Source organism: Pseudomonas sp. NPDC087697 (assembly GCF_044743155.1).
Lineage (GTDB): Bacteria > Pseudomonadota > Gammaproteobacteria > Pseudomonadales > Pseudomonadaceae > Aquipseudomonas.
Map to the genome: position 1 here is coordinate 1 of NZ_JBIUVW010000023.1, position 20837 is coordinate 20837.

General features: G+C 61.3%; 18 protein-coding genes. 8 read left to right on the top strand and 10 right to left on the bottom strand.

Annotation, left to right across the window (positions count from 1 at the left end; translation table 11 throughout):
* Window positions 1-142: 142 nt before the first annotated feature.
* From ACIPIN_RS16715 to ACIPIN_RS16725, 3 genes are read right to left on the bottom strand one after another with little or no spacing between them, the layout of a single operon-like run.
* Window positions 143-1045 carry a transporter substrate-binding domain-containing protein gene (locus ACIPIN_RS16715; RefSeq protein WP_401120293.1) on the bottom strand — a complete coding sequence of 301 codons (903 nt, stop codon included), beginning with the start codon at window positions 1043-1045 and terminating at the stop codon, window positions 143-145.
* 29 nt (window positions 1046-1074) lie between these two features.
* Window positions 1075-1425: a RidA family protein gene (locus ACIPIN_RS16720; RefSeq protein ID WP_401120295.1), complete on the bottom strand. Its 351-nt coding sequence runs from the start codon at window positions 1423-1425 to the stop codon at window positions 1075-1077.
* Window positions 1426-1452: 27 nt separating this feature from the next.
* On the bottom strand, window positions 1453-2739 hold the full coding sequence (locus ACIPIN_RS16725; RefSeq protein ID WP_401120400.1) for a D-amino acid dehydrogenase: 1287 nt from the start codon (window positions 2737-2739) through the stop codon (window positions 1453-1455).
* A 62-nt stretch (window positions 2740-2801) separates the two neighbouring features.
* Between ACIPIN_RS16725 and ACIPIN_RS16730 the strand changes: the two genes are divergently transcribed.
* Window positions 2802-3716 carry a LysR family transcriptional regulator gene (locus ACIPIN_RS16730; protein ID WP_401120296.1) on the top strand — a complete coding sequence of 305 codons (915 nt, stop codon included), beginning with the start codon at window positions 2802-2804 and terminating at the stop codon, window positions 3714-3716.
* A gap of 70 nt (window positions 3717-3786) precedes the next feature.
* On the opposite strand, the gene ACIPIN_RS16735 is transcribed toward ACIPIN_RS16730, so the two are convergent.
* The 7 genes from ACIPIN_RS16735 to pilG form a co-directional block, all read right to left on the bottom strand.
* Complete coding sequence (locus ACIPIN_RS16735) at window positions 3787-4404, bottom strand: hemolysin III family protein (RefSeq protein ID WP_401120297.1); 618 nt, start codon at window positions 4402-4404, stop codon at window positions 3787-3789.
* Window positions 4405-4602: 198 nt separating this feature from the next.
* Window positions 4603-5064, bottom strand: a complete 462-nt coding sequence (locus tag ACIPIN_RS16740; protein WP_401120298.1) for a chemotaxis protein CheW — start codon at window positions 5062-5064, stop codon at window positions 4603-4605.
* A complete protein-coding gene (locus tag ACIPIN_RS16745; protein WP_401120300.1) occupies window positions 5057-10981 on the bottom strand; it encodes an Hpt domain-containing protein in 5925 nt (1974 codons plus the stop codon). The genes ACIPIN_RS16740 and ACIPIN_RS16745 overlap by 8 nt, the downstream gene beginning before the upstream one ends.
* A gap of 38 nt (window positions 10982-11019) precedes the next feature.
* Window positions 11020-13080, bottom strand: a complete 2061-nt coding sequence (locus ACIPIN_RS16750; RefSeq protein WP_401120301.1) for a methyl-accepting chemotaxis protein — start codon at window positions 13078-13080, stop codon at window positions 11020-11022.
* 157 nt (window positions 13081-13237) lie between these two features.
* Window positions 13238-13777, bottom strand: a complete 540-nt coding sequence (locus tag ACIPIN_RS16755) for a chemotaxis protein CheW (RefSeq protein ID WP_401120302.1) — start codon at window positions 13775-13777, stop codon at window positions 13238-13240.
* A gap of 10 nt (window positions 13778-13787) precedes the next feature.
* Window positions 13788-14153 carry a twitching motility response regulator PilH gene (gene pilH, locus ACIPIN_RS16760; protein WP_020295795.1) on the bottom strand — a complete coding sequence of 122 codons (366 nt, stop codon included), beginning with the start codon at window positions 14151-14153 and terminating at the stop codon, window positions 13788-13790.
* A gap of 57 nt (window positions 14154-14210) precedes the next feature.
* A complete protein-coding gene (gene pilG, locus ACIPIN_RS16765) occupies window positions 14211-14615 on the bottom strand; it encodes a twitching motility response regulator PilG (protein ID WP_401120303.1) in 405 nt (134 codons plus the stop codon).
* A gap of 233 nt (window positions 14616-14848) precedes the next feature.
* On the opposite strand from pilG, the gene gshB reads away from it, so the two are divergent.
* From gshB to ACIPIN_RS16800, 7 genes are all read left to right on the top strand, one after another.
* On the top strand, window positions 14849-15802 hold the full coding sequence (gshB, locus tag ACIPIN_RS16770) for a glutathione synthase (RefSeq protein WP_123426444.1): 954 nt from the start codon (window positions 14849-14851) through the stop codon (window positions 15800-15802).
* A 77-nt stretch (window positions 15803-15879) separates the two neighbouring features.
* Window positions 15880-16779, top strand: a complete 900-nt coding sequence (locus ACIPIN_RS16775) for a TonB family protein (protein WP_401120305.1) — start codon at window positions 15880-15882, stop codon at window positions 16777-16779.
* Between the two features lie 92 nt (window positions 16780-16871).
* The gene (locus tag ACIPIN_RS16780) at window positions 16872-17441 is read left to right on the top strand and encodes a YqgE/AlgH family protein (protein WP_401120307.1); all 570 of its coding nucleotides are present in this window, start codon (window positions 16872-16874) and stop codon (window positions 17439-17441) included.
* Entirely contained in the window at window positions 17441-17878 is a 438-nt protein-coding gene (ruvX, locus tag ACIPIN_RS16785; RefSeq protein ID WP_401120309.1) for a Holliday junction resolvase RuvX, read from the top strand. Before ACIPIN_RS16780 ends, ruvX begins: the two co-directional genes overlap by 1 nt.
* 81 nt (window positions 17879-17959) lie before the next feature.
* Entirely contained in the window at window positions 17960-18466 is a 507-nt protein-coding gene (gene pyrR / locus ACIPIN_RS16790; protein ID WP_401120310.1) for a bifunctional pyr operon transcriptional regulator/uracil phosphoribosyltransferase PyrR, read from the top strand.
* A gap of 26 nt (window positions 18467-18492) precedes the next feature.
* The gene (locus tag ACIPIN_RS16795) at window positions 18493-19497 is read left to right on the top strand and encodes an aspartate carbamoyltransferase catalytic subunit (RefSeq protein ID WP_071552973.1); all 1005 of its coding nucleotides are present in this window, start codon (window positions 18493-18495) and stop codon (window positions 19495-19497) included.
* Window positions 19494-20765, top strand: a complete 1272-nt coding sequence (locus ACIPIN_RS16800) for a dihydroorotase (protein ID WP_401120312.1) — start codon at window positions 19494-19496, stop codon at window positions 20763-20765. Before ACIPIN_RS16795 ends, ACIPIN_RS16800 begins: the two co-directional genes overlap by 4 nt.
* Window positions 20766-20837 lie beyond the last annotated feature (72 nt).

Sequence of the window (20837 nt, forward strand, 5' to 3'; positions counted from 1 at the left end):
GTAACAACCCGATATCCCATGATGCTTCCTTAAATCGACGCTCCTACATCATGGTCCAAAAATATTCGACCACAACACGGCAGCTCCTACGCCGAACGCGATCCCCTGTAGGAGCTGCCGCAGGCTGCGATCTTTTTGCTGTTTATTGCACCGGGTCGCTCACCGGTTTGGCGATGATGGCTTTCAGTTCGCTGGTCATCGGGAACTCCAGGTTCAGCCCTTTAGGCGGGATCGGCTGTTCGAACCAGCGCTGGTAGATACCATTGATCTCGCCCGAGCTGTACAGATCAGCCAAGGCTCCGTTCACTAGCGCAAGGAACTGCGGATCATCCTTGCGCACCATGCAGCTGTAGATCTCCCGCGACTGTTCTTCCCCAACCACCACCCACTTGTGCGGATCACGGGCCTTGGCGCGCTCACCGTAAAGCAGCGCATCGTCCATGTAAAACGCCACCGCCCGACCCGATTGCAACATCTGGAAGGCCTCGCCGTGATCCTTCGCACTGATCACGAACATGTCGATCTTGTGGTCGGCGTTGTAGCTTTTGAGAAAGCGCTCGTTGGTGGTGCCGGCGGTGGTCACCACGTTCTTGCCACGCAAGTCGGCGAAGCTCTTGATGCCGCTGTCGCTGGCCGTCAGTAACTGGCCTTTGACGTAAATAAACCCGTAGGAAAACGCCACCTGCTTCTGCCGCTCGGCGGTCACCCCGGTAGAACCGCATTCAAGGTCTACGGTGCCGTTCTGTACCAGCGGGATACGAGTCTGCGAGGTCACCAGGTTGTACTTCACCTTGAGCTGCGGCAGCGCAAGTTTCTGCTGGATACGCTCGACGATCTTGCTCGCCAGGTCCACCGAGTAGCCCATGGGCTGGCCCGACTGATCACCCACATAAGAGAACGGCACCGATGCATCGCGATAGCCCAGCGTGATGCTGTTGGCGTTGGCGATTTTGCTGAGAGTGCCGGTCAGCGGTGCCTCGGTTGCCTGAACTTGAGTCCCGAGCAGCAGGCCCAGGGTGCAGCCGATCAACGTGATTTTTTGCATTGTTATTCTCCGTTGTGGATGGTGTTTATTTAGCGGCGGGCAGCGATAACGGTGATTTCCACTAGCACCTGCGGGCGTGCGAGTTCAGCCTGTAAGGTGGTGCGACTCGGTGCGTGCCCCGGCGACAACCAGGCCGACCAGACGTCATTCATCGCCGCAAAATCCTGCCCGATGTCCTTCAGGTAAATGGTTGCGCTCAGCAGATGGTCCTTGTCGCTGCCCGCCTCGGCCAGCAACGCGTCGATCTTCTCCAGCACCTCGCGGGTCTGCCCTGAGACGTCGGTGCTGTCGCCCGGCACCTGGCCAGAGAGGAACACCAGCTCGCCAAAGGTCACGACGCCGGACAAACGACTGTTGCTGTTGATACGAGTGATGGTCATTAGACGTTCCTTTGCATGGATGAGAGGTCAGACCGCACGGGGCGTGAAACCCTGCAGGTCGATGGATGGACTGCGTTGGCCGATCAGTTCGCTGAGCACCCGAGCACTGCCGCACGCCAGGGTGAAACCCAGCGCGCCATGGCCGAGGTTGAGCCACAGGTTGCGGTAAGCCGTCGCCCCCAACAGCGGCACGCCGCTGGGGGTGGCCGGGCGCATGCCGGCCCATTCGACAGCCGCGTCGTAGGCACCGGCATTCGGAAAAGTATCGCGAGCCTGGCGCTTGATCAGTGCCAGACGCTTGGGGTCCAGCGCCGGATCGAAGCCGACGATGTCGACCATCGCCGCCACCCGCAATTGCTCGCCGATCCGCGCATAGACGATCTTGCGGTCGTAGTCGGTGATGCTCAGGTCCGGTGCGCGATGCTCCGCACCAATGGGCACAGTCAGGCTATAACCTTTGAGCGGATACAGCGGCAAGTGCACACCGGGCAGCGCCAGCAACGGGCTGCGATGACCGGCAGCGATGACCAGTTGTTCGACCGGCAGCACCTCGCCCCCCAACTCGATAGCGCTCACTGCGCCGTTGGCATGACGAATCCCGGTCACAGCCCGCCCCAGCCGAAACTCGCAGCGGCCCGAAGCCTTCAGCCGCTTCATCAGTTGCTGACAGAAGGCGTGGCAGTCGCCGACTTCTTCGTCCGGGGTATAAATCGCCCCAACAAAGGCTGCATCAGCCAGCGCCGGTTCAAGACGTGCGCATTCAGCCTGCGACAACACCTGTTGTTGCTGTGCATCGGCCAGGCTATCGCGGGCATGTTCGAAGCTCGCGGCCTGGCGAAAGGTCACCAGTTTGCCGTTGCGCCGCCAGTTGAAGCCGTCCAGCGAATCCTCTTCGCGCCAGGCTTGCAGGGTGGTCTGACTCAATAGCGCCAAGCGCAGCAAATGAGCGGCGTTCTGGCGGTTTACGGAAGTCCGGCAAGCCCCCAGAAAGGATGCCATCCAGCGCCATTGCGCTGGGTCGAAACGCATGCGCAGCTTCAGCGGCGAGTCGCCGCGCAGCATCCAGCCAATGGCCTGTAACGGCACGCCGGCATCAGCCAGCGGTGCGACGTAGCGATAGGACAGTTGGCCGCCATTGGCAAAACTGGTTTCGCTGCCGAGCGAGTCACGGGCCTCGACCACCGTCACCTCAACGCCATCACGAACCAGCGCGTAAGCCGTTGTCAGGCCAATCACCCCACCGCCGATGATGCAAACTCGCTGAGCCATGTCAGTCCTTAGCCGTTGTTGAGACGAGCCTGAGGTTAGAGCCAGGTGACAGGCGCCGAACAATGAATAAAGATGCCAGACCCATAAACAAAGGTTATGGACTTGCCATGCGCCTTCGACACATCGAGATTTTCCAGGCCATTCGCCAGACCGGCTCGGTCAGCGGCGCCGCGCAGTTGCTGCACGTTTCGCAGCCCGCCGTGACCAAGGTGTTGCAGCACGCCGAACAACAATTGGGCTTCCCGCTGTTTTTGCGGGTGCGCGGTAAATTGCAGGCCACGCCGGAAGCGCTGGAGCTGGAGCGCGAGGTCGACAAGGTCACGGAAAGCCTGCAAGGGGTTCGACGCTTGGCCCAGAGCCTGCGCCGCGAGCCAGGCCACAGCCTGCGGATCGGCGCGACACCGGCGCTGGCGCTGTCGCTGCTGCCGCCGGCGATCAACGAGTGGACCCGGCGTTACCCGGACATTGTCTGCGAGCTGTCCAGCGCCCACAGTCGCGAACTGGTGCAGAACCTGTTGATGCGTGAAATCGATGTCGCGCTGACTCTGCAACAACCCGATCACCCAGGGCTCAAGGCCCAGGCGTTGGCCTGCGGGGTGCTGGTAGCGTTGGCGCCGAGCGGTTACTGGCCTGAGGCCGACCAAGGTAAGCCGCTGCCACTGATGGCCTTGGCCAATGCGCCATTGATTGGTCTGTCCAGCGCCGACCCGTTGTCCGCCAGGCTCGATAGCTACCTGAAAGCCGTCGAGCCACCGCCACGGGTCAGCATCGCCGTGCAGACCTATTCATTGGCGCGGGCCATGGTCGAATCCGGCGCCGGGCTGGCGGTAGTCGACCCGTTCACGGCCCTTGGTGCCTCACCGAGTGCTACGGCCATTCGGCCATTGGCGCCGCCGTTGCCAATCACTTTGTACGCCGTGACCCGCGCTGACGAACCGCCGCCGCACACCTTGAGCGATTTGCTGATGATCTTCAGCACGCGTGCGCAGGAGCAGCTGGATCGGTTGGTGGATCGGGGTTGATTGCAGCGCCAGCCAAAAGATCGCAGCCTACTGGATTTGTAGGAGCTGCCGCAGGCTGCGATCTTTTGCTTCACAAGACATAAAACAGGATCGCCACGAAGTGCAGCAAACTGCCGGCGATGACGAACAGGTGCCAGATGCCGTGGGCGTGACGCAGTCGGCTGTCGAGGGCGAAGAAGATGATGCCGACGGTATAAAACACCCCGCCCGCCGCCAGCCAGGCAAAACCGACAGTGCCCAGCGCTGCCAGCAGCGGTTTGACCGCCACCAGCACGATCCAGCCCATCACCGCGTAGATCACGATCGACAGGATTCGCGCCTCGGAGCGCGGTTTGATCTCTTGCAGCATGCCGATCACCGCCAGTCCCCAGACGATCCCGAACAGCGTCCAGCCCCACGGTCCGCGCAGGGTTACCAGACAGAACGGCGTGTAACTGCCGGCGATCAACAGGTAGATCGACAGATGATCGACCTTCTGCATGATCACCTTCGCCCGCCCGCGCACGCTGTGGTAAACCGTCGAAACGCTGTACAGCACCAGTAAGGTAAACCCGTAAATCGCCACGCTGACGATCTTCCAGGGGCTACCGTCCAGACTGGCAATCACCAGCAACCAGACCGCCCCGACAAACGCCGCAATCGCCCCGAACAAATGGCTCCAGGCGTTGAATCTTTCCCCGTGATACATGTGTCTCCAACCTCAAAAAATCACTGCAACATCGCGCAAGGCTCAGGCTTGTAGCCTGGAAGCGCAATGTTTCTAAAAGATGATAGATGAATCGTTCCCACGCTCCCGCGTGGGAATGCATCCCGTGACGCTCTGCGTCACATCCGAAGCGGACGCGGAGCGTCCATGGCGGCATTCCCACGCAGAGCGTGGGAACGATCAGGAAGGAACCAACCCCGCCCCCACCAACAACTCTTCCAGCGCCAGCAAATCCGGGACCTTCGCTACTTGTTCGGCGACCTGAACCGCCGCGTGCTCCAGCGAGCACAGCGGCACGTCGACATAGCTCAACTGGCTGTCGAGCTTGTAGGAGCGTGGAATCCCTTGCACCAGCAAGGCGATGAATTTGAGGTGCGGGCGCCCGCCAAGGGCGTTGAGGACGACGATGCGCGCGCGGTCGCCGATCACGGTTTTGTTGCCGCAGGCCGATTCGAAGCTCAGCAGCGGGATCTGCCGGTCACGCCAGGTCACCAGCCCCAGGTACCAGGGCGGCGAATCGAGGTCGAAGGCACCTGGCTGGTAGTCGATCAGCTCGGCGACGGCGACATTGGGTAGGATCAGGTTGCGATCGGCCAGGGGCAGCAGCAGCCCGGTAAGGTTGCTGGTGCGGTGCTCAAGCATGGGTTTTGCTCCACAAGGCGATGCTTTCGAGCAACACCGATTCCTGGTACGGCTTGCCGAGGTAGTCGTTAACGCCGATGGCCATCGCCCGGTCGCGGTGTTTCTGGCCGGTGCGCGAGGTGATCATGATGATCGGCAGGTGCTGCAAACGTGGGTCGTTGCGCACCTGCATGGCCACTTCGAAACCGTCCATGCGCGGCATTTCGATGTCGAGCAGCATCAGGTCGGGCATGTGCTCTTCGAGCAATAGCATGGCGTCGACACCGTCCTTGGCAGTCAGCACATTCATGCCGTGGCGCTCGAGCAAGCGACTGGTGACCTTACGCACCGTGACCGAATCGTCGACCACCAGCACCAGCGTCGAACGCTGCGGCTCGGTCTCTGCGACCGGCTCTTGTATGACGCGCTGCGGCGGCAAATGCGTCTGCATCGCGCGGATATGCGCCAGCAGATCGAGAATCAGCACCACCCGGCCATCGCCAAGAATGGTCGCACCGGACAGCCCCTGCACCGCTGCGAACTGCGGACCGAGACTTTTCACCACGATTTCCCGGGTGCCGGCCATCGCATCGACCTGCACCGCGATGCGTCGCTCGTGGCACTGCACCAGCAATACCGGCAATGGCAGGCTCTGGCCCAACAGTTTCGGGCGGACGCTGGTCTTCAGCAGCTCGCCGAGGTAACACAATTCATAGCGTTGCCCAGCGTATTGGTACAGCGGCGGATCGAGCTGGTAGTAACCGTCCAGCTCAAAGGGTAGAACGCGCACAATGCCTTCGATGGTATTCAGCGGGATCGCGTACTGATCCTCCGCACACTGCACCATCAACGCCCGGTTGACCGACACGGTGAACGGCAGCCGAATACGGAAGTGCACGCCCTGCCCAGGCACAGAGTCGATGCTCATCGAACCGCCGAGTTGCCGCACTTCTTCGTGGACCACGTCCATGCCAACACCGCGCCCGGAGATCTGGGTGATTTTCTCGGCAGTGGAAAACCCTGGCTGCAGAATGAACTGCAACACGTCACGGTCGCTCATGTCACTGCCGGGGTCGAGCAACCCGCGCTTGATTGCCTTGCGCCGCACCGCGTCCAGCGGCACGCCGGCACCGTCGTCGCGGATGTCGAAAATGATGTCGCCGCCCTCACGGGACAGGTCCAGGGTGATTCGGCCTTGCTCGGGTTTGCCAGCCGCACGGCGTGCTTCGGCAGATTCCAGGCCATGGTCGACGGCATTGCGCAACATGTGTTCAAGCGGCGCCGCCATGCGCTCTAGAACATTGCGGTCCATCTCGCCTTCGGCGTTCCCGACAATGAACTCGACGTCCTTGCCCAACTCGCTGGAAACCTGACGGACGATGCGCTTCAAGCGCGGCAGCATCCGCTCGAACGGCACCATGCGCGTGCGCATCAGACCTTCTTGCAGTTCGGTGTTGATCCGGCCTTGTTGCTGCAGCAGGTTTTGGGCGTCGTGGTTACGTCGATCGAGGGTTTCCTTGAGGTCGAGCAAGTCGGAAGCCGACTCGAACAACGCCCGCGACAACTGCTGCAACTGCGAGTGACGGTCCATTTCCAGCGGGTCGAATTCTTCGTAGCCCAGACGTTCGGCTTCAACCTGCTGACGACTGAGAATCCGTCCCTGGGTTTCGGTGTCGAGCCTGCGCAGTTGATCGCGCATGCGCTCGATGGTGGTCTCCATCTCGCTCAGGGCGACCTGCGCATCATTGACTTGCTGCTCGATGCGACCACGGAAGATCGAGGTTTCCCCGGCCAGGTTGACCAGATCATCGAGCAGCTCGGCCGACACCTTGACCATGTCGGCGCCGGCATCAGGCTGCAGCGCTGGCACCTCGGGCTTGCCCACCGGTGCGACTTCAATCACTGGAGCAGGAGTCTTGTCAGCGGTCGGGTGAGTGAAGGCCTTGATCGCGTCTATCAGCCCGTCGGCCGGCAGCACCGGCAGCCCGGCGCGGGTTGCATCGAGCATCTGCGCCAGCCGGTCATGGCTGCGTTGCAACAGATCGAACAGCGCCGGCGTGGCGTGCAGCAAGCCAGTCGACAGCCCTTCGTACAGAAATTCCAGTTCATGGGCCAGGTCGCCAATCGGGGCGATTTCGACCATCCGTGCGCCGCCCTTGAGGGTGTGCAGGTCGCGCAACAGGGTTTCCATTTCCTGGCGGTTTTGCGGGTCCGCCTGCCAGCGCGACAACGCCGAGCCAGAGCTGTCGATGATGTCGAAACCTTCCTCAAGGAAGATCTCCAGCAGTTCTGGATCGTTGCTCGCCGAGTCATTCGCGGCCGCCGCTTCGACCACATCGGCCGCGCTGCCAGTACTTTGCCGGAACTGCTGGATCGCCTCGATCAGCGCACTCGGATCGCCCAGCGGCTGATGGTTTTGCAACTGTTCGAGCAACACCGCGAGGCGGTCGTGGCTTTGTTGCAACAGCGCCCCCAGCGCTTGCGAGTGACTGAAACGTCGGTCGACCAGCCCCTCATAAAGGCTCTCAAGTTCGTGGGCCAGATCGCCGACCGGCCCAACCTCGGCCATCCGCGCGCCGCCCTTGAGGGTGTGCAAGTCGCGCTGCAACGACGACAGCGGCGCAGCGTTCTCTGGATCATTGAGCCAACGCTGCAAGGCCTGTCCGGCGCTTTCGAGGATATCCACCGCTTCCTCGAGAAAGATCGAAACGATTTCATCGTCAATCGCCAACGCCTGCGTCTGCGCCAACTCGGTGGTGGCGCTGCCCAGTTCGGTGATGCTCAGGGTGCGGCTGCCATCGCTGCGGATCAACCCCGTGGCCGATGGATCAAGGCCCTCATGCAGCAAATCACGCAAGGCGCGAACCCGCGCCGGCTGAGAGCCGACTTCCTGGCCCGCGGCCAGTTCGTCGAGCATGTTGATCAGCGCTTCGTGAGCGCTTTGAGCCTCGTGGAAGAACCGCTCGCTGACCGCCAGGCTGCTTTCTTCCACCGCGCCATAGAGGTCGAGCAAGGCTTCACACAGCTCATCCACCGGGTGCAGATCGGCCAGGTGCGCGTTTTCACCCAAGGTCGTCAGTTCATCCAGCAGCGCGCTGAGTTCCTGCCGCTCGCCGGGGTGCTGCTGCCAGCGTTGCAACAGGCTTTCGGCGTCCAGCAGGATGTCCATGCCCTGGGCGAGGAAATTGTTGATCAGCTGCGGATCACGCTTGATTCGCAACCCCGTGTTCGGCGCATTGAGGATGGCTTCCAGGCGCTCGGCGAGCAGCGACTGAGTGCGTTCGATCAAGCTTTGGGCACCACTGATGGGTGTCAACGGATCACTGTTCAATTGCTTCAAGCCGCGACGCAGCAGGCCGCAGGCTTCAAGCAGCAGTTCGACTTCGTCCAGGTCCAGCGCAATCTGGTGCGCCTTGTACTCGCGGGCCAGTTGATCGAACGCTGCCGCCAGTTCGGCAATCGGCAACACACCCGCCATCGAAGCGCTGCCCTTGAGCGTGTGCAGCGCGCGCTGCAATTCATCACTGGCCTGCAACGGCACGTGCTCGGCGGCCTGATCGAGAAAGCGGTTGAGGCTGTTGAGGTGGGTTTCGGCTTCGTTGCGGAAGATCTCCAGTAACTGCGGATCAAGCACCGCGACATCCTGCGGCGCAGCGTCCAGCAAGCTTTCATCGCCCTTGGCCAACGCATGGGCGCGAGCGGCCAGGCAGTCGACATCTTCGCGCTGGCGCTGGCGGTTGGCGGCGAACTCGGCGATCAGTTCAGGGAGCAGTTGCAGCACTTCATCCAGCAGTTGATGCACCGGCGGACCCGGTTCGACGCTGCGTTCCAGCACCCGGTTGAGCAGGTTCTCCAGCGCCCAGGCCAACTCGCCCAGCACCAGTGCGCGAACCATTCGCCCGCTGCCTTTCAAGGTGTGGAAAGCGCGACGCAATTCACTCAGAACGGATGCGCTGTCGGGGCTGGCCAACCAGCGCGGCAAATATTCGCGCAGGACTTCAAGGACCTCATCGGTCTCTTCAAGGAAGACTTCCCGCAGCTCATCATCCACCGGTTCTTCATCGGCCGGCGGCGGCAGCAGACTGCCCGGTGTGATTAGCGCGGGCGGATTGACGGCGCTGGTTGGGCTGGCCAATACCTCTGCCAGCGACTGGGCGATCTGCGGGTTATCCCGCGCCTGCGATTCCTGCATCACTAACGCCAAGCCTGGGCTTGGCACTTCTTCGAGCAGCGGTACATGCACTTCGTTGGGGAAATAACCCAGTGCCGCCAGGCTTTGCTCGGTGACATCAAGAAGCTGTTCGCCGGGCGCCTCATGGTCTTCGCTCAAGCGCTCCAGGTAATACTCGATGCTGGTAATGGCGTCGGCCAGATTGTCGAGTTGCTGCCAGTCGGGCCGTGTCTGATCCACCAGCAGATGCTCGCGAATGAAGCTGTTGCAGGCTTCCAGCAGGCTCGCCGCACGGCTCAACGGGATCATCGCCAACGCGCCACGCACCTGGGTCAGCACGGCCGGTAGCGGCTGCAAAGCCTGACGATCCCAGTCGGCGTCGATGTAGTCGACGATCATGTCCTTGGCCTGTTGCAGGCAGATTCGCGCTTCCTTGATGACGATCTGGTGGATCTGGATCAGGTCGGTGGTCGGCAACCGGCTCTCTTCGCGGCTTTCCTCAACGGTACCGACCATTCCGGCCAGTGTCGCCTCGACGTAAAGCAAGGCACCGGCGACATCCATCAGGATCGCGTCGTTCGGCTCTCGTTGGCCTTGGGCCAGGCTCAGGACCACCGCCAGTTGATCGATGATCACCTTGCGCGGTTGACCGAAACCGAGCACCGCCAGGGTGTCGGCGATTTGCCGCAGTGGCGCCAGCAGACTGTCGAGGTCCGAGACATGTTGACGGTCGCTGCGCACGAACAGGTCGAGGCGCTCCTTGACCCGCACCAGTTCTTCGCAGAGCGCGGCCAGCACCGAGCGCATCGCGTCACGGTCCGGGCCGGCCAGACGGGCGCGTTCTTCATCGACCATCGCGCTGTCGGGCAATGCGTCGTCCAGCGCGTAGCGATCTTTCATGATTTGCATCTGCGCAGTGGGATGTTGTGCCTTGGCAATGTAGAACAACAGGCTCTTGAGCAGCTCTGGCGGTGCCGGCTGATTGACCCCGTGCATGCCGTGCTCCAGCAGACGCTTGAGTTCCTTGTCGGCGTCCTTGAACAGACTGCGCAACGCCGGGCTGTTGGCGATGCCGCCACTGACCATGCCTTCGACCAGCGCCGAAGCGACATGCCACAACGACCCCAATGGCGCGTCACCGCACAGCGCTTCGAGGCGTGCAAAGACCTTGGCCAGATAGCCGAGATTGGTGTTGTCGTCCTGTTCGCGAAGCAAACCCACCAGACCCATCTGCAACATTTGCCGCAATTTACGCAGCACATTCGGCAGTTCGGCGGGTTCAAGCATCGCCAGAGTGTCTTCGTCCAGCGGCGGCAGATCCTGCCACTGTGGGCTGAACAGACTGGTTTCCGACAACAGGCTTTCGCCACGGGCGCTGCGCAGGTCGTTGATCAGCGGCAACACCACCAGCGGCAAGTCGCGGCGGGCGCTGTGCACGCGGTCAAGGTAAATCGGTAACTGGCCGAGGGATTGTTGCAACAGGCGAATGGCTTCATCGCGATGGCTGACGCGGTTTTGCTGCAACGCCGCCGCGAGCTGCTCCATCTCTTCGGCGAGCAACGCCGCGCCGTAGAATTCGACTATCTGCAAACTGCCGTGGACCTGATGAATCCCCGCCAGGCACTCGTCGATCGCGTGCGCCGTCTGCGGTTCTTCGACCCGGTTGTCGAGGGCCATGCTTTCAAGGGCAATAAACGCCTGCTTCAGCGTTTCGGCAATTTCGCCCTTGACCCATTCGAGGGCCACATAGTCGTGCCGATCACCCATAACCACTCCAATCAAAATGCTTTCCCGGCAGCCATCGTTCAAGCCTTGTCGGCGCTGTGCTCAGCGACGGCCGGCAAGGTGAAACCAGACACCGAACGCCGCAGCTGGCTGGCCATTTTTGCCAGGTTGCCAATGCTCTCGGCGGTGGCCGTGGAGCCCGACGAGGTCTGCGCGGTGATCTGCTGGATCACGTTCATCGTCAAGGATATCTGACCCGCCGAAGACGTCTGTTGCTGCGCCGCGTTGGAAATACTCTGGATCAACGCCGCGAGGGTTTTCGACACGCCTTCGATTTCTTCCAGGGCCACACCGGCATCCTGCGCCAGTCGCGCGCCGCGCACCACTTCGGTGGTGGTTTGTTCCATGGAAATCACGGCTTCATTGGTGTCGGTCTGAATCGCCCGCACCAGGGTTTCAATCTGCCGAGTGGCCGCCGACGAGCGCTCCGCCAGCCGCTGGACTTCATCGGCAACCACCGCAAAACCGCGCCCGGCGTCACCGGCCATGGAGGCCTGGATCGCGGCGTTGAGCGCGAGGATGTTGGTCTGGTCGGCAATGTCGTCGATCAGGCTGACGATGTCGCCAATTTCCTGGGAAGACTCACCCAGACGTTTGATCCGCTTGGCCGTGTCCTGAATCTGTTCACGGATGTTGTCCATGCCGTGAATGGTGTTGTGCACCACCTCGTTGCCCTTGTTGGCGATTTCTACCGAGCGCTCGGCGACCGCAGAGGACTCGGCAGCATTGGCCGACACCTGATCAATGGACTGGGCCATTTCGTTGATCGCGGTCGAGGCTTCGGAAATCTGCTGTGCCTGATGCTCCGAGGCCTGGGCCAGGTGCATCGCGGTTGCCTGGGTTTCCTGTACGGCAGCAGCCACCTGACCGGCCGTCAGGTTGATGGTCGCGACCAGATCGCGCAGTTGATCGACCGAGTAATTGATCGAGTCGGCGATGGTTCCGGTGAAGTCTTCGGTCACCGATGCCGTCACCGTCAAGTCGCCATCGGCAAGATCTTCGATCTCGTCGAGCAAGCGCATGATCGCATTCTGGTTACGTTCGTTCTTCTCGGCAGTTTCCCGCAATTGGCGATTGGTTTCGCGAACCATCACCAGGCCGATCAGGATGATTGAAGTCAGCGCCAGCAAGCCCAGCACGTAACCGCCGATGGTATCGGTCGAGCGCCCCCCCACCATATTTTCGAAACCGCTGGCCAGGTGCGAAGCCTCATCAAGCAGGGTCTGCGACAAATTGAAGATGTTGCCCGCCGACTCGCGGACCTTGAACAGCTCAGGCGAGGTTTCGAGGATCTCGTCGACCGAGCCCGAAACGAACTCGAACAGCTCGGCAATCTCGGTCAGGCGGGCACGGGCGTCATGGTCTTCGACCTGGCTGATTTTCAGCGAAAGATTGCCCTGAAGCATACCGTTGAGCACCTGACCAAAGCGCGCTGCATCACGGCCAAAGGCGTCGGCGGCCTGCTGCGCGTTTTCGTCGCCAGCGAGCACCGTGTTGACCGCACCAAGGATTCGCTCGGCCAACAACGACTGGCGCTGAGCCATGGCGACCTGAGTGGCTGGCGCACCGCGCTGGAGCAGGATTTCGACGACTTTTTCGTACTCGACCTGCAACTGCGGCACGGTCTCGGCCAGGGTAGCGGCGACCTGATGCAGCGACAATACAGTCTGTTCACTGGAAAGGATCGCATCGGTGTTCTTCAGCAAGCGCTCCCAATCCTGTTGCACCGCGTGCATTTCCGGGCGTACTGCCGGGGGGGCTGGCGGCAAGCCGGTGGCCGGATCACCTTTTTTCAAGTAACCCCAGCGTTGGGCGAAGTCGTTACGGGCGTCACTCAGCAGCTTGAACGCCGCCGCTTTGCCGGCGGCCGCTTCGGTGGCGTTTTTGGCGATACGTTGGGACAGCACGCGCAGCTCGCCGGCGTGGCCGATGTACTGCTTGTCGTAGGAGGCCTGGGTGTTGAGGTAAGCGAAGTTGGCGAACAGCAATACGATGAACACGATCAGCGCCATGAACAGCACAATGATCTGCGAGCGACTGCGCGACCCTTCCGTAGCCTTGCCTGTTTTTGCTTTTATCATCGATCCTCGCCTGTTAATCAACGCTCTGCCAGGACTGGCCGAAGAACCTGTGGGAGCGGGCTTGCTCGCGAATCAGGCGCCGCGGTCTTGCTGATCTACCGCGTTATCGTTCATTCGCGAGCAAGCCCGCTCCCACACAAGATCCGTGTCGTACCGGTTAAAGGGCCACATCCATGAACCGTTGGGACTGCGCCAGGGCAAACGGGCTGAAGACCTGCCAACGCTGCTCGCGCTCGAACTGTCCCTTTATGAAAGCACCCGCCGGGCCGTTCTGCGCGTCCAGTGACGCCGGCTCGAAACTGGCCTGGTCAAAGTGCTGCATGCCGAACACCTCATCGACCATCAACCCGACAAACACCTCTTTATACTCAACCACCAGTACGCGCCGTTGCTTGCGCAGCGCAGACAGCTCAGTGCCAAAGAAACCGCACAGGTCCATGATCGGCAGCAACCGCCCGCGCAGGTTGGCCACGCCCTTGACCCACGACTTGACCCCCGGCAGCTGAGTAAAACGCGGTTCGTGCAGGACTTCGCTGACCTCGCCCATGGGCGCCACGTACCAGCGCTCGCCGAGACGAAAACCGATCCCGCTCCAGCCATGGTTACGGGTTTGCTGCGACGGCAGATCCGCCGCCAGCAGACGGCAGCGCTGGTCGATCTGCAGCAGCAGTTCGAAGGCAGTCAGCGACTCGGCCATGGGTCGGCCGTCAGCCAGCCAGCACGTTGTTCAGGGTCTTGATCAGGGTTTCTTCGTCCACCGGCTTGGTGAGGTAATCCTTGGCGCCCTGGCGGGTGCCCCAGACCTTGTCGGTTTCCTGATCCTTGGTGGTGATGATGATCACCGGAATGTGGCTGGTTTCAGCGTCTTTGGTCAGCTGGCGGGTGGCCTGGAAACCGTTAAGGCCGGGCATGACGATGTCCATCAGCACTGCGTCGGGTTTTTCCTGACGGGCCAGCGCCACACCGTCTGCGCCATTTTCGGCCTTCAACACTTCGTGACCGTGCTTTTCCAGCATACCGGTCAGTTTGTACATTTCAGTCGGCGAATCATCGACGATCAGAATACGTGCCATGGTCTTCCCCATTCTTATAGACGCCGGGCCCGTTGGCCGAGCGTCACTGTGCGTGTCCTACTGCGGCGAAACAACGACAAAGCCCGGTACATGGGCCTGGATCGCGTTCAGCAGTTCTTCCTTGCTGAAAGGTTTGGTCAAAAACTGGTCAGAGCCGACGATGCGCCCCTTGGCCTTGTCGAACAGCCCGTCCTTGGACGACAGCATAATCACTGGCGTGGACTTGAACGCGCTGTTGTTCTTGATTAAAGCGCAGGTCTGATAACCATCCAGACGCGGCATCATGATGTCGACAAAAATGATGCCGGGATGATTGTCGGCAATCTTGGCCAGGGCATCAAAACCATCGATGGCCGTGATGACCTCACAGCCCACGTTCTTCAACAGCGTTTCGGCGGTGCGACGAATTGTCTTCGAATCGTCGATCACCATGACCTTCAAGGCGCTGGAATGCTGTTCCATATCTGCTCTACCGTCGCCTTTGCGAATCAATTTGTCGTTTGCAGGTTACCAGGGCTCGAAACCCTTGATGCTCAAGGGCCAGCACGACATGGCAGTCTTTTTAGCACAGTCTCCAAATCCAATCTATCGAGCAACCTTCGAGGTGGTTTTTCCTTGACCGGGAACACTCTCAGCGCCACTCTGACGCCACTTTTTCATGTCGCTTTGACCACCCCAATTTCGAGGAAAAACCCATGAGCGTTCGCGTCGGGATTGTCATGGACCCTATCGCCAGCATTTCCTATAAAAAGGATAGCTCGCTGGCCATGCTGCTGGCCGCCCAGGCACGCGGCTGGACGCTGTTCTATATGGAACAGCGCGATCTGTACCAGGCCGAAGGTGAAGCCCGGGCGCGCATGCGTCCTTTGAAAGTCTTTGCCAACCCGGAAAAATGGTTTGAGCTGGAAGCCGAAACCGATGCGCTGCTGAGCGATCTGGACGTGATCCTGATGCGCAAGGATCCGCCGTTCGACATGGAATTCGTCTACTCCACCTACCTGCTGGAGCAAGCCGAGCGCGCTGGCGTGCTGGTGGTCAACAAGCCGCAGAGCCTGCGCGACTGCAATGAAAAACTGTTCGCCACGCTGTTCCCGCAGTGCACGCCACCGACTGTGGTCAGCCGTCGCCCCGATGTGTTGCGCGAGTTCGCCGATCATCACGGCGATGTGATTCTCAAACCGCTGGACGGTATGGGCGGCGCTTCGATCTTCCGTCACACCAAAGGCCATCCGAACCTTTCGGTGATCCTCGAAACCCTGACCCAGCACGGCAAGCAGCAGATCATGGCGCAGGGTTACCTGCCGGCCATCAAGGACGGCGACAAGCGCATTCTGATGATCGACGGCGAGCCTGTGGATTACTGCCTGGCGCGGATTCCGGCCGCTGGCGAAACCCGTGGCAACCTGGCCGCCGGTGGCCGTGGCGAAGCACGCCCGCTGACCGACAAGGATCGCTGGATCGCCGCACAGGTCGGCCCGACCCTGCGTGAAAAGGGTTTGCTGTTCGTCGGCCTCGACGTGATCGGCGAGCACCTGACCGAAATCAACGTCACCAGCCCGACCTGCATCCGTGAGATCGACAACGCTTTTGGCACGAACATCGGCGAAATGCTGATGGCTGCCATCGATCAGAAGCTTAAAGCCCGTTGATATAGAACACCCAAGTTACGACCAACATTGCGTTATCATGCGCGGCCTGTGAAAAACGCGATGTTGGTTTTCTTGTTATGACACTTCCGTCCGATCTGCCTCCCGAACTCGCCCACCGTGGCGTGCGCCCGGCCGATCGCCTCGGTTTTACCCTGTTTCTCGCGGCGCTGATTCACCTGGCCTTGCTGTTGGGCGTCGGGTTCACCTTTGTCGAACCCAAGCAGATCAGCAGAACCCTGGAAATCACCCTCGCCACCTTCAAAAGCGAAACCAAGCCGAAAAAGGCCGATTTCCTCGCTCAGGAAAACCAGCAAGGCAGCGGCACTCTGGATAAAAAGGCGATTCCCAAGACCACCGAGGTCGCGCCGTTCCAGGACAACAAAGTTCAAAAAGTCTCGCCCCCTCCTTCGGTCAAACCCCAGGTGCAGGAAGCTGCGCCGAAAGCGGCCGTGACCACGATCGCCCCCGCACCAAAGAAAGCCGCGACCAAGAAACAAGAGGTCAAGGCCGAGCCGACGCCGAAGGCCGCGACACCGACGTTCGACAGCTCGCAGCTGTCCAGCGATATCGCCAGCCTGGAAGCGGAACTCGCCAACGAACAACAGCTGTATGCCAAGCGCCCGCGTATCCACCGCCTGAGCGCCGCCTCGACCATGCGCGACAAGGGCGCCTGGTATAAGGACGAATGGCGCAAGAAGGTCGAGCGTATCGGTAACCTGAATTACCCGGACGAAGCCCGACGCAAGCAGATCTACGGCAACTTGCGGCTGATGGTCTCGATCAACCGCGACGGTTCGCTGTATGAGGTGCTGGTGCTGGAATCCTCCGGCCAGCCGCTGCTGGATCAGGCGGCGCAGCGCATCGTCCGCCTGGCGGCACCGTTTGCACCGTTTACCGGCGATCTGTCGGATATCGACCGGCTGGAAATTATTCGTACGTGGAAGTTTGCACGCGGGGACAAGCTCTCAAGCAACTGACCGCCACAAATCCCACATTTGATCACTGCCGACTGCCAAATTGCGGTATCCCCAGCTTGTCAGTTTGCCCCTCCAACGCCACACTAGCGCCTATGAAGAACGTCAGTCCCAGCTACCTCAAGCATCACTTCCTGATCGCCATGCCTCACATGGTCGACCCGAACTTTGCGCACACCTTGACCTACATTGTCGAGCACACGGCCAATGGTGCCATGGGGTTGATCATCAACCGCCCGCAGGACCTGAGCCTGGCGGATATTCTCGAACAACTACGCCCCGACATCGAACCGCCACCGCTGTGCCAGCATGTGCCGATTTTCACCGGCGGCCCGGTACAGACTGATCGCGGTTTTGTCCTGCACCCGATCGGCTCGACGTATCAGGCAACGGTTGAACTGGATGGCCTGGCGCTGTCCACTTCCCAGGACGTGCTGTTTGCCATCGCCGATGGCGTTGGCCCGGCCAAAAGCCTGATCGCCCTCGGTTACGCCGGCTGGGAAGCCGGGCAACTGGAGGCCGAGCTGACCGACAATGCCTGGCTGACTTGCCCGTTCGATGCCGACATCCTGTTCAACACCAGCAGCGAATTGCGCCTGGAAGCGGCCGCCAAGCGCCTGGGCATCAACCTCAGCCTGCTGACCAGCCAGGCGGGACACTCCTGATGGCCCTGCGTCTGATTCTGGGTTTTGATTACGGCACCAAACAGATCGGCGTTGCGGTCGGCCAGGTGATTACCGGCCAGGCCCGCGAACTCTGCACCTTAAAGGCGCAAAACGGCATTCCTGACTGGAATCAGGTCGAAGCCCTGATCAAGGAATGGAAACCCGACGCAGTAGTGGTCGGCCTGCCGCTGAACATGGACGGCACGCCCAGTGACATGTGCCTGCGGGCCGAGAAGTTCGCCCGCCGTCTGAATGGCCGCTACAACCTGCCCTTCTATACCCACGATGAACGCCTGACCACTTTCGAGGCCAAAGGTGAACGTCTGGTCCGTGGCGGGCAAAAAGGCAGTTACCGCGACAACCCGGTCGACGCCATCGCCGCCGCCCTGCTGCTGCAAGGCTGGCTCGACGAAAATGGCGCGCTGTTTGAATCCTGAAGAGGCGCTGCAGCGTCTCTCTTAGCTACAACCCGAGCCGCACTGTGCATGCAGCGTGCTCGGACCCATGAAGGAGCAACCATGAGCCTGCCCAATCCCGCCGAACTGATCAGCCAAATGGCGATCCGTCTTGACACCTATCTGGCCAAACGGGGCATCAGCGAACCGCGCTACATCGGCATTCGCACCGGTGGCGTGTGGGTCGCTCAGGCCTTGCTCGAAGAGCTTGGCAGCGACTCGCCACTGGGTACGCTGGATGTTTCCTTCTACCGCGACGACTTCAGCCAGAGCGGCCTACACCCACAGGTGCGTCCCTCGCAGCTGCCGTTCGAAATCGAAGGCCAGCATCTGGTGCTGATCGACGATGTGCTGATGAGCGGCCGGACCATTCGTGCGGCCATGAACGAACTCTTCGATTACGGCCGCCCGGCCAGCGTCACCCTGGTGTGCCTGCTCGATCTGGATGCCGGCGAGCTGCCGATTCGCCCGAACGTGGTCGGCGCCACCCTGTCGCTGGCGGCCCATGAACGGGTCAAGTTGACCGGCCCCGACCCGCTGCAACTCGAACTTCAAGACCTCGCCCTTTAATTCGCCCTTTTAAAGAGTCCATTGCGATGACGCCTCTAGACACCAAGCGCCCGCTGCAGCTCAATGATCAGGGCCAGCTGCGCCACTTCCTCTCGCTCGACGGTTTGCGCCGCGAGCTGCTGACGGAAATCCTCGACACCGCCGACTCGTTCCTTGAAGTCGGCGCCCGGGCGGTAAAGAAAGTCCCGCTGCTGCGCGGCAAGACCGTGTGCAACGTGTTCTTCGAAAACTCCACCCGCACCCGCACCACCTTCGAACTGGCGGCCCAACGGCTGTCGGCAGACGTGATCACCCTGAACGTGTCAACGTCCTCGGCGAGCAAGGGCGAAACCCTGCTCGACACCCTACGCAACCTCGAAGCCATGGCCGCTGACATGTTCGTCGTGCGCCACGGCGATTCCGGTGCCGCGCACTTCATCGCCGAACATGTTTGCCCGCAAGTGGCGATCATCAACGGCGGTGACGGCCGTCACGCCCACCCGACGCAAGGCATGCTCGACATGCTCACCATCCGTCGGCACAAAGGCAGCTTTGAAAACCTTTCGGTGGCCATCGTCGGCGACATCCTGCACTCGCGGGTTGCGCGCTCGAACATGCTCGCGCTGAAAACCCTCGGTTGCCCGGACATCCGCGTGATCGCGCCGAAAACCCTGCTGCCGATCGGTATCGAGCAGTACGGCGTGAAGGTCTACACCGACATGACCGAAGGCCTGAAAGATGTCGACGTGGTGATCATGCTGCGCCTGCAGCGTGAACGCATGACCGGCGGTCTGCTGCCGAGCGAAGGCGAGTTCTACCGCCTGTTCGGCCTGACCACTGCGCGCCTGGCCGGCGCCAAACCGGATGCCATCGTCATGCACCCGGGTCCGATCAACCGTGGCGTGGAGATCGAATCGGCGGTGGCCGACGGTCCGCACTCGGTGATTCTCAATCAGGTGACCTACGGGATCGCCATTCGTATGGCCGTGTTGTCCATGGCCATGAGCGGGCAAACTGCCCAGCGCCAATTCGAGCAGGAGAACGCCCAGTGAAGCTCAGCATTCTCGGCGCCCGCGTCATCGATCCAGGCACGGGCCTGGATAAAGTCACCGATATTCACATCGAAGCCTGCAAGATCGTCGCCATTGGCGCTGCTCCAGCCGGTTTCGTCGCCGTCGACACCATTGAGGCCAAAGGTCTGGTGGTCGCTCCCGGCCTTGTCGACCTGAACGTCGCTCTGCGCGAACCGGGTTACAGCCGCAAAGGCACGATTGCCAGTGAAACCCGCGCCGCTGCGGCTGGCGGCGTCACCAGCCTGTGCTGCCCGCCACGGACCAAACCGGTGCTGGACACCTCGGCCGTGGCCGAGCTGATCCTCGACCGCGCCCGCGAGGCCGGTAATGCCAAGGTTTTCCCGATTGGTGCCCTGAGCAAAGGTCTGGACGGTGAACAGCTGGCCGAACTGATTGCCCTGCGCGATGCCGGTTGTATTGCATTCGGTAACGGCCTGGAGAGTTTCCGCAACACCCGGACCCTGTGCCGGGCGCTGGAATACGCGGCGACGTTCGACCTGACGGTGATCTTCCACTCACAGGATCATGACCTGGCCGAAGGTGGCCTGGCTCACGAAGGTCCGACCGCGAGTTTCCTCGGTTTGCCGGGGATTCCCGAAACGGCTGAAACCGTGGCCCTGGCCCGTGATCTGCTGCTGGTCGAACAAACCGGCGTGCGTGCGCATTTCAGCCAGCTCACCAGCGCCCGTGGCGTGGCATTGATCGCCCAGGCTCAGGCCCGTGGTCTGCCGGTGACGGCCGATGTGGCGCTGTATCAGCTGATCCTCACAGACGAGGCGCTGATCGACTTCAACAGCCTGTATCACGTCCAGCCGCCGCTGCGCACCCGCGCTGACCGCGATGGCCTGCGCGCCGCCGTGAAGTCCGGAGTGGTTCAAGCCATCTCCAGCCATCACCAGCCGCACGAACGCGACGCCAAGCTGGCTCCGTTCGGCGCGACCGAGCCGGGCATCAGCAGCGTTGAACTGCTACTGCCGCTGGCCCTGACATTGGTGGAAGACGGTTTGCTCGATCTGCCGACGCTGCTGGCACGCTTGAGTGCCGGCCCGGCCGAAGCCCTGCGCCTGCCAGTGGGCAAGCTGGTGGTGGGAGCTGCAGCGGATCTGGTGGTGTTCGATCCAGCCGCGTCCACCGTGGCCGGTGAAAACTGGTTGTCGAAGGGTGAAAACTGCCCGTTCCTCGGCCATAGCCTGCCGGGCGTGGTGCGCTACACCCTGGTGGACGGACGGATCAGCCACCAGGCTTAAAACCGCGTCGTTCCAATCGCGAGCAAGCTTTGCTCCTACGGGATGTCACCGCACCTGTAGGAGCATGGCTTG